The 14280-nt window shown below is 70.3% G+C and carries 11 protein-coding genes and 1 pseudogene; 5 read left to right on the top strand and 7 right to left on the bottom strand.

All coding sequences use genetic code 11. The features are described 5' to 3' along the window. Positions 1-61 precede the first annotated feature (61 nt). Positions 62-874: an N-formylglutamate amidohydrolase gene (locus tag OG226_RS08050; RefSeq protein WP_329348414.1), complete on the bottom strand. Its 813-nt coding sequence runs from the start codon at positions 872-874 to the stop codon at positions 62-64. Positions 875-958: 84 nt separating this feature from the next. Between OG226_RS08050 and OG226_RS08045 the strand changes: the two genes are divergently transcribed. Further along, positions 959-1300 carry a DUF5713 family protein gene (locus OG226_RS08045; protein ID WP_328676026.1) on the top strand — a complete coding sequence of 114 codons (342 nt, stop codon included), beginning with the start codon at positions 959-961 and terminating at the stop codon, positions 1298-1300. Positions 1301-1842: 542 nt separating this feature from the next. On the opposite strand, the gene OG226_RS08040 is transcribed toward OG226_RS08045, so the two are convergent. Next, positions 1843-4062 (bottom strand): NADP-dependent isocitrate dehydrogenase, encoded by a 2220-nt coding sequence (locus tag OG226_RS08040; RefSeq protein ID WP_328676025.1) that lies wholly within the window; start codon positions 4060-4062, stop codon positions 1843-1845. 210 nt (positions 4063-4272) lie between these two features. Between OG226_RS08040 and OG226_RS08035 the strand changes: the two genes are divergently transcribed. Continuing rightward, positions 4273-5844, top strand: coding sequence for a M1 family metallopeptidase (locus OG226_RS08035; RefSeq protein ID WP_329348413.1), 1572 nt, complete (start codon positions 4273-4275; stop codon positions 5842-5844). An 18-nt stretch (positions 5845-5862) separates the two neighbouring features. On the opposite strand, the gene OG226_RS08030 is transcribed toward OG226_RS08035, so the two are convergent. Continuing rightward, complete coding sequence (locus OG226_RS08030; protein ID WP_328676023.1) at positions 5863-7005, bottom strand: mechanosensitive ion channel family protein; 1143 nt, start codon at positions 7003-7005, stop codon at positions 5863-5865. Between the two features lie 212 nt (positions 7006-7217). Further along, positions 7218-7451 (bottom strand): annotated as a pseudogene (locus OG226_RS08025) (amino acid permease); the annotation flags it as partial. A 135-nt stretch (positions 7452-7586) separates the two neighbouring features. On the opposite strand from OG226_RS08025, the gene OG226_RS08020 reads away from it, so the two are divergent. Then, a complete protein-coding gene (locus OG226_RS08020) occupies positions 7587-9026 on the top strand; it encodes an FGGY family carbohydrate kinase (RefSeq protein ID WP_328676022.1) in 1440 nt (479 codons plus the stop codon). A gap of 33 nt (positions 9027-9059) precedes the next feature. On the opposite strand, the gene OG226_RS08015 is transcribed toward OG226_RS08020, so the two are convergent. Together OG226_RS08015 and OG226_RS08010 are read right to left on the bottom strand one after the other, a co-directional pair. Next, positions 9060-9191, bottom strand: a complete 132-nt coding sequence (locus OG226_RS08015) for a hypothetical protein (RefSeq protein ID WP_328676021.1) — start codon at positions 9189-9191, stop codon at positions 9060-9062. A 25-nt stretch (positions 9192-9216) separates the two neighbouring features. Next, the gene (locus tag OG226_RS08010) at positions 9217-10149 is read right to left on the bottom strand and encodes a lysylphosphatidylglycerol synthase transmembrane domain-containing protein (protein WP_328676020.1); all 933 of its coding nucleotides are present in this window, start codon (positions 10147-10149) and stop codon (positions 9217-9219) included. A gap of 162 nt (positions 10150-10311) precedes the next feature. Between OG226_RS08010 and OG226_RS08005 the strand changes: the two genes are divergently transcribed. After that, positions 10312-12186, top strand: coding sequence for an ABC transporter ATP-binding protein (locus OG226_RS08005; RefSeq protein WP_328686253.1), 1875 nt, complete (start codon positions 10312-10314; stop codon positions 12184-12186). A 19-nt stretch (positions 12187-12205) separates the two neighbouring features. Here OG226_RS08005 and OG226_RS08000 read toward each other — a convergent pair whose 3' ends face one another. After that, entirely contained in the window at positions 12206-13657 is a 1452-nt protein-coding gene (locus OG226_RS08000) for a purine-cytosine permease family protein (RefSeq protein WP_328676019.1), read from the bottom strand. Positions 13658-13876: 219 nt separating this feature from the next. Here OG226_RS08000 and OG226_RS07995 point away from each other — a divergent pair, with 219 nt between their 5' ends. Further along, positions 13877-14227 (top strand): GNAT family N-acetyltransferase, encoded by a 351-nt coding sequence (locus tag OG226_RS07995; protein WP_328676018.1) that lies wholly within the window; start codon positions 13877-13879, stop codon positions 14225-14227. Positions 14228-14280 lie beyond the last annotated feature (53 nt).

The following is a 14280-nucleotide window of genomic DNA, read 5'->3' as shown; positions in this document are numbered from 1 at the left end:
CGCCCCCGACCGCCTGTCCTGCGGGAGTGCTCCAGCCGGAGGGCGGACACGGGGGCGTACGTCATCCGGATACGGCGTTCACCAGCGTCGTCAGTGCGGAGGCGAGCCGGGCCACCCCCGGGCCGTCGGGCCGGCCACCGGGTTCCGTCATGTACGTGTCCCGGCGGATCTCCACCATCAGGGCGCCGACCGCGGGCTCCTTGCCGTAGAACTCCAACGGCACGTAGGTACCGATGAACGGGCTGTCGAGGCCGATCTCCCCGCACCCCGCGAACGCCTCGCGGGCCGCCGACAGCAGCGCGGGCGGGGTGTGGAGGGTGTCGGTGCCCAGGCAGACGGCGGGGCGGGGGGCGGTGCCGTGGAGTTCGTAGGGGAGCGGGGCGGTGGGGTAGGAGTGCAGGTCGATGACGACGGCCCGGCCCGTCGCGGCCAGCCGGTCGGCGACGGCCGCCGTCATCGCGCGGGCGTACGGGCGGAAGTAGCGGTCGATCAGCGGCTCCGGGTCGTGGTCGGCGGGCCGTAGGCCGGCGTGGTGGGTGGTGCGGGTGTAGACCGCTCCCATGCCCACGGCGAGCATCTCCTCGCGCTCGTCCGGGAAGCGTTCCGGATCGACGACCAGGCGGGAGAGCCGGTTCACGAACCGCCACGGGGTGACGGCACACGCGCGTGCCGCCTCGGCGGCGATCCGCGCGGTGTGGCTGTCGGTGATGTGGTCCAGTTCGCGTTCCAGCGCCGGGTCGTCCAGCAGGAGGTGCGCGCGGACGTCGGCCGGTATCTCCCGCGCGGAGTGCGGCACATGGAGGATCACGGGCGAGCCGGCGGCGCCGGGCAGGAGCTCGAAGGACGGCCCGGAGGCCGGCGCGGTAGGGGACACGGGCGGCTCCCGGAGGCGTTGTCAGTGGCGTGGTGCAGGATCAAGGTATCCGCACAGACGATCACGGACCGGGGGAGCACCACCATGCCCGTCAGCAACCAGCAGATCACCGAGCACGCGTTCCTCTCCGCGCTGTACCGGGACGACTACTACCCCGACCACGTCCTGGACCTCGGCAAGGCCATCCTGCTGCGTCTGTGCGAGCGCATCGAGAGCGAACACCCCGCCGACCTGCCCGCGCTGTACGCCCTGACCGAGGTTGCCACCGAGGAGTTCAACGCACTGCAGGCCGACTTCGAGGCCGCCGACAGCGAGATCGAGACCGTGGCCCGCGAGGAGATAGCCGAGGACTTCGGGTTCGTGGCCGACGCGTACGGCTTCACGGACGCGGACGTGGAGGAGCTGATCGCGGTGCGGGACTGGTGACGCCGGTGGGTGCGGGCTGGTGGGGACAGTGCCCGGGGGACTGGTGAGCGCGGCGGGTCGTAGTCCTGGCCGGAACGGGCGGCGGGCAGAGGTTCTCGCGTGGGTGGCCGGCAGACCATTCGGGCACGGGCGAGCGCTGAGCCGTTGTTCGGTACGGCCTCGCATCCCAGGGGGCGGCTGAGTGGCCGTACGGCAGGACCGAGGAGGGGGCAGGGAACCGGCGTGCAGGTTCCTGACGCGGGCGTGTGGCGGCCCGGCGCCCGGCGCAGTGGAATGGCGGGCCGCTCTCCAGCACGGCTGAGCGGTGGCTCGCTCTCCGACGCGACGGAGCGGCGGCGGGTGGCCGACACAGGCGCCTGGCGTCCCGATTCCCGGAGTGGGCGAGTGGCTGCCCGTTTTCCGCAGTGCCGGCGTGTGATGCGCCGTCTCCTGCCTGGGCTCAACACCCGCCCGCCGCACAGACACCCCCGCCCCGGCCGGAGAAGATCCCGGCCGGGGCGGAGCCATCGTGCTGGTGAACGGCCCTCGGGCCGCTTGTCGCGTCAGCTCAGGGAAGCCAGCGCCTCGTTCCACGTCGTCGACGGGCGCATGATCTTCGCGGCCTTGGCCGGGTCGGGCTGGTAGTAGCCGCCGATGTCGACCGGGCTGCCCTGGACCGCGCCGAGTTCCTCGACGATCTTCTCCTGGGCGGCGGCGAGAGTCTCGGCGAGCGGGGCGAAGGCCTTCGCGAGGTCCGCGTCGTCGGTCTGCGCGGCCAGCTCCTGGGCCCAGTACAGGGACAGGAAGAAGTGGCTGCCGCGGTTGTCGATGCCGCCGACGCGACGGGTCGGGGACTTGTCCTCGTTGAGGAAGGTCGCCGTCGCGCGGTCGAGGGTGTCGGCGAGGACCTGCGCGCGGGCGTTGCCGGTGAACGTCGCGTACTGCTCCAGGGAGGGGACCAGCGCGAAGAACTCACCGAGCGAGTCCCAGCGCAGGTAGTTCTCCTTGACCAGCTGCTGCACGTGCTTCGGCGCGGAGCCGCCGGCGCCCGTCTCGAAGAGGCCGCCGCCCGCCATCAGCGGGACGACCGACAGCATCTTGGCGCTGGTGCCCAGCTCCAGGATGGGGAAGAGGTCGGTCAGGTAGTCGCGCAGCACGTTGCCGGTCACCGAGATCGTGTCCTCGCCGCGGCGGATGCGCTCCACCGACAGCTGGGTCGCCTCGACCGGGGCGAGGATCCGGATGTCCAGGCCCTCGGTGTCGTGCTCCGGCAGGTACGCGTCGACCTTGGCGATCAGCTGCGCGTCGTGCGCGCGGGTCTCGTCGAGCCAGAACACCGCCGGGTTGCCGGTGGCGCGGGCGCGGGTGACGGCGAGCTTCACCCAGTCCTTGATCGGGGCGTCCTTGGTCTGGCAGGCGCGGAAGATGTCACCCTTGGCGACCGACTGCTCCAGGACGACGTTGCCGGCCTGGTCGACGAGGCGGACCGTACCGGCAGCCGGGACCTCGAAGGTCTTGTCGTGCGAGCCGTACTCCTCGGCCTTCTGCGCCATCAGACCGACGTTCGGCACCGAGCCCATGGTGGACGGGTCGTAGGCGCCGTGGGCGCGGCAGTCGTCGAGGACGGCCTGGTAGACGCCGGAGTAGGAGGAGTCCGGGAGCACCGCGAGGGTGTCGGCCTCGGCGCCGTCCGGGCCCCACATGTGGCCGGAGGTGCGGATCATGGCCGGCATCGAGGCGTCGACGATGACGTCGGACGGCACGTGCAGGTTGGTGATGCCCTTGTCGGAGTCGACCATCGCGAGCGCGGGGCCCTCGGCGATCTCCGCGTCGAAGGACGCCTTGATCGCGTCGCCCTCGGGCAGCGCGGCCAGGCCCTTGAGGATGCCGCCGAGACCGTCGTTCGCGGAGAGACCGGCGGCGGCGAGCGTCGCGCCGTACTGCTCGAAGGTCTTCGGGAAGAACGCGCGGACCACGTGGCCGAAGATGATCGGGTCGGAGACCTTCATCATCGTGGCCTTGAGGTGCACGGAGAACAGGATGTCCTCGGCCTTGGCACGGGCGATCTGCGCGGTGAGGAACTCGCGCAGCTCGGCGACGTGCAGCACGGAGGCGTCGACGACCTCGTCCTTGAGGACGGGTACGGACTCGCGCAGCACGGTCGTGGTGCCGTCCGCGGCGACCAGCTCGATCCTCAGCGCGCCGGCCTCGGCGATCGTCACGGACTTCTCGGTCGAGCGGAAGTCGTTCTCGCCCATCGTCGCGACATTGGTCTTCGAGTCCGCCGACCAGGCACCCATGCGGTGCGGGTGGGTCTTCGCGTACTTCTTGACCGAGGCGGGGGCGCGCCGGTCGGAGTTGCCCTCGCGCAGGACCGGGTTGACCGCGGAGCCCTTGATCTTGTCGTAGCGGGACTGGATGTCCCGCTCCTCGTCGGTCTTCGGGTCGTCCGGGTAGCTCGGCAGCGCGTAACCCTGCTCCTGCAGCTCGGCCACGGCGGCCTTGAGCTGCGGGACGGAAGCCGAGACGTTCGGCAGCTTGATGATGTTGGCCTCGGGCGTCTTCGCCAGTTCGCCCAGCTCGTGCAGGGCGTCCGGGATCCGCTGGTCCTCGGTGAGGTACTCCGGGAACACGGAGATGATGCGCCCGGCCAGCGAGATGTCCCGCGTGGTCACGGTGACACCCGCCTGCGAGGCGTACGCCTGGACCACCGGCAGGAAGGAATACGTCGCCAGGGCCGGGGCCTCGTCAGTGTGCGTATAGATGATGGTCGAGTCAGTCACCGGTGCTCCGCTCCACGTCTGCAACATTGCTCGACATCAAGATATCTCCTGATCCGGTCCCACTCGACAGCGGTCTGTCCGCACTGCGCGAACACCCGTGCGTGGATCAAGGGCAACCCATCGCCCGATCCCGTAGTCGGTAAGGGGTGGATCACCTTCACCGACCGACGGCCGGAGCCGACCACCCGGCCGCCCGAGCGAAAGCGGATCATGAGATATCGCAGCAGAGTGACGGCCCCGGTGGCCGCCCTGATCGGTACGGCCACAGCATTGACCTCGGGTTCCCCGGCCTTCGCGGCCGGACGGGGGAACGGCGACGAGGCAACCGGACGGGGGCACGGCGACGAGGGCGCCGAGACCCTCGGCGACCCGGTCTTCCCGACCCTCGGCAACGACGGCTACCGCGTCCTGTCCTACGACCTCGACCTCGCCTACGACCCGACGACCAGGCTCGTCGACGGTACGGCGACGCTGGAACTCCGCACGACCGAAGCCCTGACCCGCTTCTCCCTCGACGCCCTGGGCCTCGACATCCGCACGGTGCGCGTGCGGGGCCGTAGGGCCGACTTCGAGCAGGCCGGTGAGAAGCTGCGGATCACGCCCGCCAGGACGCTCCCGGCCAGGGCCCGGGTCACCGTGTGCGTGGAGTACTCCGTCGACCCGAGCCGCGCCGCCGCGCCGACCGGCGGCTGGGTTCTCACCCCCGACGGTTTCGCGGTGTGCGGCCAGCCGAACCTGGCGCACACCGTCTTCCCCTGCAACGACCACCCCAGCGACAAGGCCGACTTCACGTTCCGGATCACCGTCCCGGACGGGCTGCGCGGGGTCGCGAACGGTCAACCGGTGTGCACCGAGCGGCTGGACGGCGCCCGGACCGCGTTCAGTTACCGCTCCCGTTCACCGATGGCGACCGAACTGGTGCAGATCACCGTCGGCGACTACGTGATCAAGGAGCGGCGCGGCCCGCACGGGCTGCCGCTGCGGGATGTCGTGCCGACCGCGCGCGCCGCCGCCCTCGAACCGGCGCTCGCGCTGACCCCCGGCCTCGTCGACTGGCTCGAACAGCGCCTGGGGGCCTACCCGTTCGAGACGTACGGACTGCTGCCCTGCAACTCGGACGCCCCGAACGCCTTTGATTTCACGGGACTTGAGACCCAGACCCTCACCCTGTACAAGCCGAACTTCCTGCTCCAGGCGGAGAGCAAGATCGGCTCGCACATGATGCACGAACTGGTCCACTCCTGGTTCGGCAACAGCGTCAGCCCCGCCACCTGGGCCGACCTCTGGCTGAACGAGGGCCACGCCGACTTCTACGGACTCCTCTACCGCTACGAGCGCGGCTGGCCCGACTCCCTCGGCCTGACCACGATGGAAGCCCGCATGAAGGACACCTACGCGCGCGGCGACCAGTGGCGCCACGACTCGGGCCCGGTCGCCGCCCCGAACGCGGTCGACCTCTTCGACGACCAGCGCTACTTGGGTGGCGTCCTGGTCCTGTACGCCCTGCGGGAGTTCATCGGCGAGGACACCTTCCACGCCGTGGAACGGGCCTTCCTCGCCCGATACCGCGACTCGTCGGCGACGACCGAGGACTACATCGCCGTCGCCTCGAAGGTCGCCCGCCAGGACCTGTCCGGCTTCCTGCGGGACTGGCTCTACGGTACGGCGACGCCGCGCATGCCCGGTCATCCGGACTGGACGGTGACGCCGGTGAACCCGTCACTCACCGTCCCGCGCAACCGGACCGGCGGGCACTACCGCGACAACTCCGCGACACTCTGAGGGAGTTGACTGGTCAGATCAGATCAGGTCAGGTCGGTCGAGCCGGGTGGAGGGGACTTCGCCCGGCTCGTCCTCGGGGATCCGCTGTTGCGGTATGCCGACCGCCCCCTGCGGGATCATCCCTTGTGGGAGCGCCCCCTGATGGAGCGCCACCGTGCGGGTCGGTGCCGGGATGCGGATGCCCTCGGCGCGGTACCGCTTGTGCAGGCGCTTGATGAACTCGTGCTTGATGCGGAACTGGTCGCTGAACTCGCCGACCCCCAGGATCACCGTGAAGCCGATGCGGGAGTCGCCGAACGTGTGGAAGCGGATGGCCGGTTCGTGCTCAGGGAGTGCGCCGGTGATGTCGGTCATGACCTCGGCGATGACCTCCATGGTCACCTCCTCGACATGCTCCAGGTCGCTGTCGTAGCCGACGCCCACCTGGACCAGGATCGTCAACTCCTGCTCGGGGCGCATGAAGTTGGTCATGTTCGTCTTGGCGAGCTGGCCGTTCGGTATCACGACGAGGTTGTTGGAGAGCGCCCGTACCGTCGTCTGGCGCCAGTTGATGTCCTCGACGTACCCCTCCTCGCCGCTGCTCAGCTTGATGTAGTCGCCGGGCTGCACGGTCTTCGAGGCGAGGATGTGGATGCCCGCGAACAGGTTGGCGAGGGTGTCCTGAAGGGCCAGCGCCACGGCGAGACCGCCGACGCCCAGGGCGGTCAGCATCGGCGCTATCGAGATGCCCAGCGTCTGCAGCATCACCAGGAAGCCGATCGCCAGGACCAGTATCCGGGTGATGTTGACGAAGATCGTGGCCGAACCGGCCACCCCGGAGCGGGAGTTGGTGACCGCCCGGACCAGTCCCGCTATCACCCGGGCCGCCGCCACCGTCACGGCCAGGATGATGAGCACCTTGAGGGTCTGGTTGACCTGGTGCTGGACCGTGTGCGTCAGCGGCAGCACCGCCCCCGCGACCGCCGCGCTGCCGATGACCGCCGACCACGGCAGGACGCTGCGCAGTGCGTCGACCATCACGTCGTCGCCGCTCCAGCGGGTGCGGTCGGCGTGCTTGCCGAGCCAGCGCAGCAGTATCCGCAGCAGGAACGCCGCCAACAGGCCGGAGGCCAGCGCTATTCCGGCGAGCATGAAGTCGTCCAGGGTCGGCGTGCGGTTCACCGGTCACCTCCGGGGAGAGAAACGGTGGCGAAGAGCGCCGCCGACGGCCGGATGTGAAGAGTCGTCACGTTGTCCACCTGCTCGAAGTGCGGGCATTGCCGGTACTGCCGTCGCGCCGGCCGGAACGATTCCCCGCACCGGCGCGACCGCTCATCCTGCCGTATCCGGACGGGGAGTTCGTACCTCGCCCGGGGCTGTGAGCACGGCTTTCGGACGATTCCCGCGGCGAGTTCGGCCTGTTCGCGGCCGGAGCCGCGGGCGGCCGTGGTCGGTGTGCCGTACGCGCGGCGGGCGACGTACCACCACACACCGGCCGGGATCAGGACGACCGGTCAGCTCCACCGGCCCAGGCGCCACGGACCTGGCTGAAAACGATCCCTCGCGCGCGGTCGCAGGAACACGGGGACGGCGTACGCAGGTGTGATCCCGATGACAGGGGCGCGCGTTCCGCATCACCGCCGGTTTCCCGATCGTCCCCAACTCGGTAGATATATCTGCGAGTTGACCGATGATCAGAAATGCTTGACGTGTGGTGCGGACCGGCGGCAGTCTGTCGCGCAGTGATCTACGGGAGGGGTGGTATGACGGGTCCGGTACTCGCCGTCGACCAGGGAACATCCGGCACGAAGGCCCTGGTGATCTGTCCCGAACGCGGCGTGATCGGCACCGGGTTCGTCTCGGTGGGGACCCGCCGACTGCCGGGCGGCCTGGTCGAGGCCGACCCCGAGGAACTGTACGAGTCGGTGCTCGTCGCCGGCCGCCGCGCACTCGCCGAGGCCGACGAACCCGTGGCGGCGCTCGGCCTCGCCAACCAGGGCGAGACCGTCCTCGCCTGGGACCCCGACACCGGAATGCCGCTCACCGACGCACTCGTCCGGGAGGACCGCCGCGCCGAGCGCGTCTGCGCGGAACTCGCCGAGCACGCGGACGAGTTGCGCCGGCTGACCGGCCTGCCGCTCGACGAGCGCTTCGCCGCACCCAAGATGGCCTGGATCCGCCGCCACCTCACCCGCGACGGCATGGTCACCACCAGCGACTCCTGGCTCGTCCACCGCCTCACCGGCACCCACGTCACCGACGCGGCGACCGCCGGCCGCACCCAACTCCTCGACCTCGACAAGGCCGCCTGGTCGCCCCGCGCCCTCGACCTCTACGGCCTGTCCGGGGAACGCCTCCCGGGTGTCGTCGACTCCGCCGAACTCATCGGCACGACAACGGCGTTCGGCGCGGAGATCCCCCTCACCGGCCTCGTCGTGGACCAGCAGGCGGCCCTCCTCGCCCAGCGCGTCACCGCGCCCGGCGGCGCCAAGTGCACCTACGGCACAGAGGCGTTCCTCCTCGCGCACACCGGCGAGACACCCCGGCGCGGCGACTCGGGACTGGTGAGCAGTGTGGCGTGGCGGCTCGGCGGGCGGACCGGCTACTGCCTCGACGGTCAGGTCAACACGGCCGCGTCCGCCGTACGGTGGCTCACCGACCTCGGCGTCATCAGCGGCGCCGCCGACCTGGACCGGGTGGGCGGCGCGGTTCCGGACACGGGCGGTGTCACCTTCGTACCGGCCCTCGCCGGACTCGCCGCTCCCTGGTGGCGCGGCGACCTGCGCGGCTCGCTCACCGGACTCGGCCTCGACACCACCTCCGGCCACCTGGTCCGCGCCCTGTGCGAGGGTCTCGCCGCGCAGGTCGTCGCACTCGCCGAAGCCGCCGCGACCGACCTCGGCACCCCCCTCGACGTCCTGCGCGTCGACGGCGGCCTGACCCGCTCCGCCCTGCTCATGCAGACCCAGGCCGACCTCCTGCAATGCCCCGTCGAGGTCTCGGCGCTGCCCGACGCGACCGCCCTCGGCGTGGGCGCACTGGCCCAACTCGGCGCCGATCCCGGCCTGTCACTCGCCGACGCCCTGCCCGACTGGAAACCCGCCGCCGTCTACGAACCGCGCATCACCCCCGACCACGCGGCCGAACGCCTCGCCGCCTTCCGCACCGAGGTGACGGCACTGCTCGACCGGACCCCTGTATGACGGCCACGTCAACGGGCCGCTGCCGTCGGGGAGTTACGACGTGCCGGGGTCGGCCGGGCCGTCCTTCGCCGTGGTGAACAGGGCGTTCGCGTCGGTCGCGAACAGCTCCAGACAGACGGGGCCGGTGGGCGGCCGACGCCTTGGCCAGAGCTGATCCTGCTGCACCGGAACGTTCGAGCGGACCCGGGAATCAGATGACTCTCAGCCGGACCAGGGCGCCGAGCGTCAACGCGCCCGGAATGATGGGGATCCAGACGGTGATGATCCGGTACGCCAGCACCACCGCCGTGGCCACCGCGACCGGGCCGCCCGCCGCGACCAGCGCCACGATCAACGCGGCCTCCACCGAGCCGATCCCGCCCGGCGTCGGCACCAGCGCCACCGCGACCGTCGCCGCCAGATAGGCGAGCGCCATCTGCGCGGGCGGCACCGGCAGGTCCAACGCCTGCCCCACCGCGACGAGTCCGGCCGCCTGGAGCGCGGGGAACGCCAGCGAACCGCCCCACAGCGCGAGCGCCCGCGCCGGCCGCGTGTGCACGGAACGCGCCTCGCTGAACGCCGTACGGAGGAACGACAGGATCGTCGTCCGCAGCCGCCGTACCAGAACGAGGACCAGGACAATCGCGCACAGTGCGGCGCCGATGATGGCCAGCAGCGGGGCAAGTGCCCCTGCTGGAAGGAGAGTTCCGAGGCGCAGGGCGTCCGGGAAGGCGATCAGCAGACCGGTGAGGAGCGTCAGCCGGGCTATCGACTCGGCGAGCAGGAACAGGGCGAGCGCGGCCGACGAACGGGCCAGCGGCAGCCCGCACACCGTCAGGAAGCGCAGATTGACCGCGCCCGCGCCAAGTCCCGTGGGCAGCAGGTGATTTGCCGCGCCCGCCGCGAACTGGGTGGCCAACAGCCGCCGCGCGGGCAGCCGTTCGACCACGGCACCCTGCCGGGTGAAGGCGGCGGCGACCCAGGTCAGACAGGTGGCACCGGCCGCCGCCACCAGCCAGGGCCACTCCGCCGCCCGCAGCTGGCCGAAGCCATCGACGAGAACGGACCGGTGCTGGACGGCGACGACGGTGACCAGGAGCAGTGGGAGCAGGCACAGGATCTGCCGGACGCGGACGTGTCTCACATCACTGGAGGGTTTCCGCGCCACGACAACTGCGGGTTGCGGCAGCGGGGACAGCTCCTTACGCGCGCCCTTACACGTGTCCTCGCGCGGGTCCGTAGGCACGGATGCGGCGAATCCGTTGACCTCGACGACGCTTGAGGTCCTACGGTCTCTCCCATGAGCATGGAGAGCACGGCCTGGACCCAATTGCACACCGTCATGACCGCAGAACAGGAACGCCGCCCGTTCGCCCGCGCCACGCTGCGCCGCATCGCGGAGTTCGCTCGGCCGCACCGCCGCCCGATCGCGCGGTTCGTCCTGCTCGGGGTGGTGACCGCGCTGCTCGCCGTCGCGACCCCCGTACTGGCCGGACATGTCGTCGACGCGATCGTGTCGGGCGGCGACGACGGGACCGTCGTACGCCTCGCCCTGCTCATCGCGTTGATCGCGGTCGCCGAGGCGGCCCTCGGGATTCTTGGCCGGAGGCTTTCTTCCGCGCTCGGGGAGGGGCTCATCCTCGATCTGCGGACGGCTGTGTTCGATCATGTGCAGCGCATGCCGGTCGCGTTCTTCACACGTACCCGTACGGGCGCGCTCGTCTCCCGACTCAACAACGACGTCATCGGCGCCCAACGCGCGTTCAGCAACACCCTCTCCGGAGTGGTCAGCAACTTCGTCACCCTGCTGCTCACGCTGGTCGTCATGCTCACCCTGTCCTGGCAGATCACCCTGCTCGCGCTGGTGCTGCTGCCGGTGTTCGTGATCCCGGCCCGCCGCATGGGCAGCCGGATGGCCGGCATGCAGCGCGAGGCGGCCACCCTCAACGCCGCGATGAGCACCCGCATGACCGAACGCTTCTCCGCTCCCGGCGCCACCCTCGTCAAGCTCTTCGGCCGCCCCGACGAGGAGTCCGTGGAGTTCGCGGAGCGTGCGAGCCGGGTCCGCGACATCGGCGTCCGCTCGGCCACCGCCCAGTCGGTGTTCATCACCTCGCTGACCCTGGTCTCCGCCCTGGCCCTCGCCCTCGTCTACGGCCTCGGCGGCTGGTTCGCCCTGCACGGCAGCCTGGAGCCGGGCGCCGTCGTGTCGCTGGCCCTGCTCCTGACCCGTCTCTACGCCCCGCTCACCGCCCTCGCCGGAGCCCGTGTCGAGGTGATGAGCGCCCTCGTCAGCTTCGAGCGCGTCTTCGAGGTGCTGGATCTGAAACCGCTGATCGAGGACAAACCCGACGCCCGCGAGGTCCCCGAGGGTCCGGTCGCGGTCGAGTTCGACGAGGTCCGCTTCGCCTACCCGTCCGCCGACAAGGTCTCCCTCGCCTCACTGGAAGAGGTCGCCTCCCTCGACACCCGCGGCGGCGCCGAGGTCCTGCACGGCATCTCCTTCCGCGCCGAACCCGGCCAGACCATCGCCCTCGTCGGCTCCTCCGGCGCGGGCAAGTCGACGGTCGCCCAACTCCTGCCCCGGCTCTACGACGTCGACGGAGGTGCCGTACGCGTCGGTGGCGTCGACGTCCGCGACCTCACCGCCGCCTCCCTGCGGGCCACCCTCGGCATGGTGACCCAGGACGGCCACCTCTTCCACGACTCGGTCCGCGCGAACCTCCTGCTGGCCCAACCCGCCGCCACCGAGGACGAGTTGTGGGACGCGCTGGGCCGCTCCCGCCTCGACGACCTCGTACGGTCGCTGCCCGACGGCCTGGACACGGTCGTCGGCGAACGCGGCTACCGGCTCTCCGGAGGCGAGCGCCAACGCCTCACCATCGCCCGGCTGTTGCTGGCCGGCCAGCGCGTCGTCATCCTCGACGAGGCCACCGCCCACCTGGACAACACCTCGGAGGCGGCCGTCCAGGAGGCGCTCACCGAGGCGTTGCAGGGCCGCACGGCCGTGGTGATCGCCCACCGGCTGTCCACCGTGCGCTCCGCCGACCAGATCCTCGTCGTCGAGGCGGGCCGCATCGTGGAACGCGGCACGCACGACCAACTCCTCGCCACCGGTGGGCGATACGCCGAGCTGTACCGCACCCAGTTCGAGAGGCAGCAGCCGGAGACGGTCGCCTGAGGCCGTACGACGGAGGGTGTCAGGGCTCGCGGTGCTCGTGCGCCGCCTGCTCCAACCCCTCGGCCTCCGCCTCGGCCACGCGGATCTCGGCCTCCACGTCGATCGAGCGGCTCAGCCACCAGTACAGCAACCCGGCGACCGGCAGGCCGACGAACAGGGAGAGGTCGGCGCCGTCCATGGCGTGCGCGATCGGGCCGACGTAGAGGGTGCCGACGGAGAAGAACGGCACCATGACGCCGAAGCCCACCAGGTAGGAGATGATCCCGTGCCAGCCCCAACGGCCGTAGATGCCATGGGGGTTGAAGATCTCGGCGATCGCGTAGTGGCCGCGGCGCACCACGTAGTAGTCCATCAGGTTGACCGCGGTCCACGGGATGAACAGGTAGAGCACCAGCAGCAGGAAGTTGTTGAAGTTCGTCAGGAAGTTCGCGGTCGCGGCCATCGCGCCGGCCAGGGAGAGCGCGGCGGTCAGTCCGATGGTCAAGGCCCTGACGGACACGGTCGGTTGGACCTTCTTGAAGGAGTCGATCGCGCTGATCAGGGTCAGTGAACCGCCGTACATGTTCAGCGCGGTCACCGAGACCAGGCCCAGGGTGGCGAAGAGGAGCACGATCGCGCCGAAGCCGCTGAACACCTTGTCGCCGGCCGCGTTGATCGAGCGGATCGTGTCGAAGTCCTTGCCCGCCCAGGCGGCGAGCAGCGCGCCGAGCGTCATCAGCCAGACCCCGCCGAGCGCCGAGCCGAAGTAGGTCCAGTAGAAGGTCTTGCGGACGGTCACGTCCGGCGGGAGGTAGCGCGAGTAGTCCGAGACGTAGATCGCCCAGCTGATCTGGTAGCCCGCGACCACACCGAACTGCGCGAGGAACGGCGTCCAGGAGAAGCCGCCGAGGTCGAAGGAGCCGGCCGGGTAGTGCAGGGTCGCCAGCACGCCCACGGTGAAGATCCCGAAGACGACCAGGAAGGTGTACGTCAGGAACTGCTCCGCCTTGTGGATGACGTCGTAGCCCACCAGCGCGATCACGAAGCCGACCACGGTGACCACGGCCACCCACATCTTGGTGCCGCCGTGCACCGTGGTGTGCAGGGCCTCACCGGCGAGGATCGTGTTGAAGACGTTGAAGCCCGCGTACTGCACATACGCGAACAGCCACACCAACAGGGCTCCCACGTAACCGAACTGGGGCCGCGACTGGATCATCTGCGGCAGCCCCAGCTGCGGGCCCTGGGCCGAGTGGAACGCCATGAAGAAGGTGCCGAGCAGGGTGCCCGCGACGATCGCGATGAGCGACCAGATGAGGTTGCCGCCCTCGGTGATGCTGATCAGGCCCACGGCGAGGGTGGCGATCTGCGCGTTCGACATGAACCACAGGGGGCCCAGGTGCCACAGCTTGCCGTGGCGCTCGTTCAGGGGGACATAGTCGATGGAACGTATCTCCAGCCCGGACACCCGGGGCTCTGATGTGGTGGTCACGGCGTCTCCAGGGTGCTGATCCGGCCTGTGTGGCCACATTCATCCCCCACACGCGAACCGGCAACCGCAACCGAAACTGTGAACCACGGTCTTTACCTGGTCCATACAAAAGCGCGTCCCGCCGCCTGCCCGATACATCCCGGAGACCCGGTGATCACCATCCGTTACGCTCGGGTGTGGACTCCGCCGACCTCACGGCCTGACCATCGCACCAGGAGGATGCTCATGAGCGAGACCGAGATCCGCGACGACCGGGCGGCGGGCCGCCTGGATGCGATCGCCGGCGGTGAAGTCGTGGGCCACATCGAGTACTTCGTCCTCGAATCCCCCGCGCGCGCCCTCGTCCCGGTCCACACGCTCGTGGAACCGGCCCACGAGGGAAAGGGCATCGCGGGCTCCCTGGCCCGCGAGCTGTACGGCATCGCGGGCCGCGAGGGCATCGTCGTCGCCCCGCTGTGCCCGTACGTCGTCAAGTGGGCGGAACGTCATCCTGACGAGGCGCCCGCCGCGGACCCGGAGTTGCAGCGGGCGGCGATGGAGTGGCTGAGGGCGCATCCGGGGCGGTTCTAGGACACCCGCGGGTGATGCGGGGGCCGGTCTCGGATGGATGTGAGGTCGGCTCC

Source organism: Streptomyces sp. NBC_01261 (genome assembly GCF_036226385.1).
In the GTDB taxonomy this organism is placed as follows: Bacteria; Actinomycetota; Actinomycetes; order Streptomycetales; family Streptomycetaceae; genus Streptomyces.
The sequence above is the reverse complement of the archived record's forward strand: the minus strand, read 5'-3'. Positions and strand labels throughout refer to the sequence as shown.